Below are 5,726 nucleotides of genomic sequence, written 5' to 3'. Positions count from 1 at the left end.
TTGCCCTTATAGTCCTGAGTATCTAAGTGCTGTAGTCTTACACGACTATATGTGTGCTAATAAAAAGATATATGGATATGAACTAGCTGATAAGCTATTTTATGAGGTTTTGATTGAGATAGGTGTTCCTAAATGGAAAGCAAAGCTATTTTACTTTTGGGTGAAGTGGTATCATAGATTAAAGATGACAGGGAGTAAAGAATGAGCTATATCTATATAATTTTAGTATCTATTATGGTGGCATTTAGTGGGTATGGCATTTATCAAATAAACAAGCTAGAAAAAGAAAATGTAGAAGTAAGGGCAAATCTAAACACTGCCCTACACGCTAATAGTGGCTATAAGGCTACCTTGGAGCAAATCCAGTTTGATTATGAAAATGGCTTAAAGGCTTTAAGTGAGCTAAAACAAGAAAAGACAAAGGAAGTAAGGTATGTCAAAGAGATTACTAGGGATAAAAATAGTAGTTGTATTGATAGCATTAATGCTATTTACGCAAGGCTGCTCCACCAAAGAAACGCTGATAACAACGCCAGTAAGACAGGAGATTAGTTTTAATAAGCTTATAGCTGATTTGCCATATATGGACTTTAACCGCACGGCTAGGTCGGAGCAAGAAGCGTCTTTAATGGCATGGGATTTATACCTATATATAAAAGAGCTTGAAGGTAGGTTAGAAAGGTTAAGAGATGGTAGAGAGTGAGTTTGTAAAGCTTATTGAGAGTGGCGGTATTATAGGGCTTTTAGTGGTGGGCTTGGTGGCATTTTTTAAAATAGCTAAAATGCTTTATGAAGGTCAAGTAAATGATTTAAGAGAGAGCAAATTAAATCGTAAACATATAGATAATGTAGCTGAAAAAATTGAAGAAGCGATAATTGAAATTCGTAGCAATAAAGAAGCTATAGTAAATGAGCTAGAAAAGCAAAGTGTATTAAACGAGAATAACTCATCTCATCAGCTATCTATGATTAGAATGCTTGAGCAACTAGCTAATAATAAGCTTGATAAGATAGAAAATGACTTAATAGAAGTTAGAAATAGCACTAGAGATACACAAAATATCTTACAAAACATTAGAGCAGCTCAAGCAGCTAGAAAACAAGAGAATAATATAAAATTAAGGAGTTAAATATGAGCTTAAGTAAAGATGATTTTAATGAGTTGGTAGAAGTTTTAAAGAGCGAAGAGGGCTTTAGAGATAAAATCTATCAATGCACTGCTGGGGTTGATACCATCGGGTATGGCTTTAATGTAAAGTATCTAAGCAGTGATGAGATAGAGCTAAACGGCTCAGTTATAGAGCCTATGAGTGAGAAAGCGGCTAGTGAGATACTACACAAAAAGCTTAAAAAGCTTATAAAAAGCGTAGATGAGATATACACTTGGGTAGATGACTTGCCTGGAGTAGTTAAAATCGGAGTTTATGATATGGTCTATCAGCTAGGGCTTAAATCCTTTGGGGGCTTTACTAATACTATTAAGCACTTAAAAAATCACGACTATGACAAAGCTAAGGAGAATATAATGAACTCAAGGTGGGCTAAGCAGACCCCAAAGAGAGCTGAGAATATGGCTGGTAGGCTAATTAAGGCTAGTTTAGCAGTGAGTAGGTAGATAAAAAGGAGTTAAAGATGACTATTAAGGCTTTTAAAGATATGATTTTATACCGCATAGCAGAGAAAAATATGCACTCACCGAACGATGAAATGCTAGGTTATGAGACTTATGAAGCTATGCTAAAAATAGCTAATGATTGCTACCCTATAAATCTAATTTGTAAAGATGGGGATAATAGATTAGAAAGAGTTTTTAGATGGATTGACAATAAGGGGATTTATCTAAGATTTCCAAATTTGCCAATTTTTAATGAAAATGACCCAAAATATAATCCAGACGCTTTAATAGATTTTGATGAGCCACTAAATTACGCTGTTTTAAATGAAGTGCTTTTTAGGCTTAGTTTAGAGAAAATTTATCGCCAAATTAGTGATGAAGTGGTATCAAACTATATCGCAAATAGTAAAAATATAACAATGGAGTAAATCTATGCTAAGAAATAGTGTAAATATACTAAGTAACTTTAATCTACAAGGATTTTTAGTAAAATTAAAAAAGGCTTTAGAGAATTTTAATAAAGCTATGAAATCAACACCTTATAAAAAATAGGGCGACTACTTATTAAATTTTGCCATTAAGAAATACTTAAATAATTTAAAAAATTATTATATTTTTATAAAAAGGCTCAAATCTACCTAAATTTGAGCCACTAAAGTTTTATAAAATGCTATAGATTTTTTATAAGGAGAATAAATGGCGATAACTTCAACAGAATTTCAATCACCAGCAACGGCTAGAGTGGGATTAATCCCTAGTGTATATGACAAAATCATCTTAGTAGGTCCAAATGATACGCCTATAATGTCTATGATAGGCACAAGCGTAGTTAAGGGTATAACTCATAGTTGGATAACTGATACGCTTAAAAAACCATCTAAGAACGCTCAACTTGAGATAAGTGCCTTTAGTGGAGAGCAAAAATCAACTAAACAGCAAAACACAAACGCAACCCAAATTTTCACAACTGATATTATGGTTAGCCAAACTATGCAAGAAGTAGCAACATATGGCGGTAAAGAGCTAGAAAACGAAGTAGCAAAAGCTACAAAAGTCCATAAGCTTGATATTGAATACGCACTTTTAGGGCTTGGTAGAGATGCTTCAGCTAAGGTAAGTGTGCTAAAAGCACCACAAATTAGAGAAGCAAGTAAGCCAGGCGAGATGGCAGGGATATTTTACTACACAGCTAAAGGCGAAACAGCTTTTAAAGATAAAAATGGTAGAAAAGAGCAAGGCAATATAATCGCTTTTGGTAATTGTGATAATAATAAATGGGGGACTGGAGAATGTGTGGTTTTAACTGAAAATGTGCTACACGAAATTTTACAAAGAGTATGGGAAAGTGGAGCTACTCCAAAAGATATTTTCATAGGAGCTGAGCTGAAAAAAGCACTTAATAAAATGGCTTCACGCCAGTTTAGTAATGAGAAATTCATAAACTCAAGCGTTGTTAGCCTAGATACTGATTTTGGTAAGGTTAATTTTAGACTTCATAGATTTTTAAGCAAGGAGTATGGCTTAGAAGATACTTTAATTGCTGGGGATTTTAGCTATGCTAAGATGGGTCTATTAAAGCCTACATTTTTAAGTGAAGTATCTACTGATAAGACAGCAATAGCTAAACGCTATTATACTGAAGGTTGTCTTGAAGTTAGAAATGCAGACGCCTTTGCTATTGGCGTTGGATTAAAAGCCGAATAAGCCTTAGGGCTTTGGCTTTATAAAGGGATTTTAATGTTTGATTTTTTAAAAGGTATTGGTAGTGGATTATCAAATGGACTAACAAATTTAAATAATTTTGCTGGTGAATTTAAGAATTTAGGTGGTTTAATAGGTGGAGCTGGAGCATTATACTCAGCTTATCAACAACAAAGAAACGCTAAAAAGCAGATGGATTTACAAAAAGAGGCATTTAACTTTAATAAAATGCTAACTCAAAGGGAGATTGATAGACAAAATAGAGCCGATGATGACCTATACCAAGCTTTTAGAAACTCAAGCTATTATAGGGGTGCTTGATGGCAGTGTGGTTTAATCCTAGAGCCGTTACTTATAACGCAAATCCAAATTTAGTAGCTCAGAGTGGAGCCATCGGCGATACGCTATATAAGCTTTACCAAGACGCAAGAGCAAATAGACAAGAGCAAGATAAGCAAAACGAGCTAGTAAGGCAATTTAACGCTACATTTGGCGAAAATCAAAGGCAGTTTAATATAAATCAAGAGAATAAAAATAAAGAGTTTGAAATTGCTAAAAATCAAAATGATTTTAACAATAATCTAGCGTTACAAAAATTCTATTTAGACCAGCAAAAGCTCAAAGAAAATCAAAGGCAATTTAATGAGAATTTAAGATGGCAAAGAGATAAAGAGTTAGATTTAGGCATAAGACAAAAAAATATCCCAGTATCAGAGCAACACGAGCTTAAAAAAGTATTTACAGCATTAGAACAAGCAAAAGATTTGGATAATTATGTAAATAGTAGTGGCAGTTGGGATATATATGGCGGTCTATTTGATAGAGTTAAAACTTTAGCTCCTAATGCATTTCCAAGTGGAGCGGACTATAACGCAAAAGCCTCAAATGTAGCAACTTCAGTAAGCGAAATCTTAAAAGGTGTAGGCAAATATAATTATGAGAATTTATATGATAATTTAAAACCAGCCGTGCTTGGGACAAATCAAGCACAAAGCACACTAAATGAAACTAGGCAAATGATACTAAATAGAGCCGAGGAGCTAGTAAGCCAAATCGAAAACCAAGGCTATATAGGAGCTGATGAAGTAAGAAAACAGCTAGAGGCTATAAAACAATCTCTAAACGCACCAAAAGCAAATAAAGAAAATAAAGAGCAAGACATAGGCAGTATTGATAAATTTAAAGGACTAAAAGTTTTATAATAAAAGGTAAAAAATGGAAAATTTATATAATGAGTTTAAAAAATACGCAAATAAGGGATTTAGGCAAATAGAGCCATTAATACCATTTAGCAACGCAAATCAACACGCATTTAATCCCAAAAGTAAGCTATATAATAACTCTCAAGCACTAGAATTTCAAAATAGTGCTGATGATATAAACCAAGCTTTAGCAAACTATAAATCTAATCAAGATGGCACATTTATGCTAAATTCTTTTACAAAGAGCGATAAGCAAAAAGAGCAAGATATCATAGACTATGATAAGAAATTTATAGATTTATCTACTACTAAAGGCTACACGCCACACATAGTTACTGATAATAATGGTAAAAAAAGATATGTTATTCAAAAAGATGGGGCTATTAAAGAGATTAAGCCATCATTTTTAAATTCTGTAAAGGCAAATAGCTATGAAATGCTAGGCTCACTTGCTGGGGTAGCTGCGACTTTACCACACCCACTAGCTAAAAGTGCTGGAATGGCTGGGAGAGTTTTAACCCCTTTAGTTGGCGGTGCTACTGGTAGCTCACTTGGAGCGATGGCTGATACATATCTAAATAACCAAAGCGTAGGAGAAAAGACCACAGCAGGGCAACTGATAAACTCCGCAATAGGTGGAGCAAATAATGAAATCTTAGGTGCCGGACTTGCTACAGCTCTTACTTCAAGACCAGCTATTAGTGTAGCAAAAGGAACATTAAAAGCACCTATACAAATCCTAGATAAAGGCTTAACAGGAGTAGGAGCTAGGCATATTTTAAGTCAAAATATCGGTGGAGCAAAGTCAGCATTAAGAGCCAATTTAGGCGGAGACCACGAAGTTAAAAACGCTTTAGATAGTGCTACTAATGCTTTAGGCGATGATTTAAATAATTTTACAGCTAAAGACCTTAAGACCATAGATAAAACAAGTGATAATAAACTTATCCAAAAGGGCATTGACATCGCAAACAACGCTATAAATAAGACAAATGAAATGCTTAGGGGCTTAAATTTAAGCAAACAAGATGGGGAGCTACTCTTATCAGCATTAGCTCACGAAAATGGGGTTAAAAATATACTTGATGCAGTAGCAAACAACCCACAATCCGCTCAAAAAATTGCTGAAATAAGCTCAAATCTCAATAGAAGCTTTAGTGATAGCATAAACGAGCAACTATCTAAATTTGAAGCCCAGACACCAAAAG

General features: G+C 34.2%; 10 protein-coding genes. All 10 read left to right on the top strand.

The features are described 5' to 3' along the window. Window positions 1–205: DUF1353 domain-containing protein (locus CSUIS19073_RS07895; protein WP_337214410.1), on the top strand; the 205-nt coding region annotated here is incomplete at its 5' end. Next, window positions 202–552: a hypothetical protein gene (locus tag CSUIS19073_RS07890; RefSeq protein ID WP_086242149.1), complete on the top strand. Its 351-nt coding sequence runs from the start codon at window positions 202–204 to the stop codon at window positions 550–552. The genes CSUIS19073_RS07895 and CSUIS19073_RS07890, both read left to right, overlap by 4 nt. Continuing rightward, the gene (locus CSUIS19073_RS07885; RefSeq protein ID WP_337214409.1) at window positions 473–703 is read left to right on the top strand and encodes a hypothetical protein; all 231 of its coding nucleotides are present in this window, start codon (window positions 473–475) and stop codon (window positions 701–703) included. The genes CSUIS19073_RS07890 and CSUIS19073_RS07885 overlap by 80 nt, the downstream gene beginning before the upstream one ends. Continuing rightward, window positions 690–1,130, top strand: coding sequence for a hypothetical protein (locus CSUIS19073_RS07880; protein WP_086242148.1), 441 nt, complete (start codon window positions 690–692; stop codon window positions 1,128–1,130). Before CSUIS19073_RS07885 ends, CSUIS19073_RS07880 begins: the two co-directional genes overlap by 14 nt. A 2-nt stretch (window positions 1,131–1,132) precedes the next feature. Further along, window positions 1,133–1,615 carry a glycoside hydrolase family protein gene (locus CSUIS19073_RS07875; protein ID WP_086242147.1) on the top strand — a complete coding sequence of 161 codons (483 nt, stop codon included), beginning with the start codon at window positions 1,133–1,135 and terminating at the stop codon, window positions 1,613–1,615. Between the two features lie 17 nt (window positions 1,616–1,632). After that, entirely contained in the window at window positions 1,633–2,043 is a 411-nt protein-coding gene (locus tag CSUIS19073_RS07870; protein WP_086242146.1) for a hypothetical protein, read from the top strand. 268 nt (window positions 2,044–2,311) lie between these two features. Further along, a complete protein-coding gene (locus CSUIS19073_RS07865; RefSeq protein ID WP_086242145.1) occupies window positions 2,312–3,319 on the top strand; it encodes an SU10 major capsid protein in 1,008 nt (335 codons plus the stop codon). A gap of 33 nt (window positions 3,320–3,352) precedes the next feature. Beyond that, window positions 3,353–3,637: a hypothetical protein gene (locus CSUIS19073_RS07860; RefSeq protein WP_086242144.1), complete on the top strand. Its 285-nt coding sequence runs from the start codon at window positions 3,353–3,355 to the stop codon at window positions 3,635–3,637. After that, window positions 3,637–4,518 (top strand): hypothetical protein, encoded by an 882-nt coding sequence (locus tag CSUIS19073_RS07855; RefSeq protein WP_086242143.1) that lies wholly within the window; start codon window positions 3,637–3,639, stop codon window positions 4,516–4,518. Before CSUIS19073_RS07860 ends, CSUIS19073_RS07855 begins: the two co-directional genes overlap by 1 nt. A 13-nt stretch (window positions 4,519–4,531) precedes the next feature. Beyond that, window positions 4,532–5,726 (top strand): hypothetical protein (locus CSUIS19073_RS07850; protein ID WP_337214408.1); only part of this gene is annotated, 1,195 nt, incomplete at its 3' end.

Source organism: Campylobacter sp. RM19073 (assembly GCF_024723495.1).
Taxonomy (GTDB): domain Bacteria; phylum Campylobacterota; class Campylobacteria; order Campylobacterales; family Campylobacteraceae; genus Campylobacter; species Campylobacter porcelli.
This window is presented reverse-complemented; position numbering and strand designations above follow the sequence as displayed.

Bases quoted from the DNA above. Each gene is read 5' to 3' on its own strand.
- CSUIS19073_RS07890 (WP_086242149.1), top strand. From the start codon at position 202: ATGAGCTATATCTATATAATTTTAGTATCTATTATGGTGGCATTTAGT.
- CSUIS19073_RS07880 (WP_086242148.1), top strand. From the start codon at position 690: ATGGTAGAGAGTGAGTTTGTAAAGCTTATTGAGAGTGGCGGTATTATA.
- CSUIS19073_RS07875 (WP_086242147.1), top strand. From the start codon at position 1,133: ATGAGCTTAAGTAAAGATGATTTTAATGAGTTGGTAGAAGTTTTAAAG.
- CSUIS19073_RS07870 (WP_086242146.1), top strand. From the start codon at position 1,633: ATGACTATTAAGGCTTTTAAAGATATGATTTTATACCGCATAGCAGAG.
- CSUIS19073_RS07865 (WP_086242145.1), top strand. From the start codon at position 2,312: ATGGCGATAACTTCAACAGAATTTCAATCACCAGCAACGGCTAGAGTG.
- CSUIS19073_RS07860 (WP_086242144.1), top strand. From the start codon at position 3,353: ATGTTTGATTTTTTAAAAGGTATTGGTAGTGGATTATCAAATGGACTA.
- CSUIS19073_RS07855 (WP_086242143.1), top strand. From the start codon at position 3,637: ATGGCAGTGTGGTTTAATCCTAGAGCCGTTACTTATAACGCAAATCCA.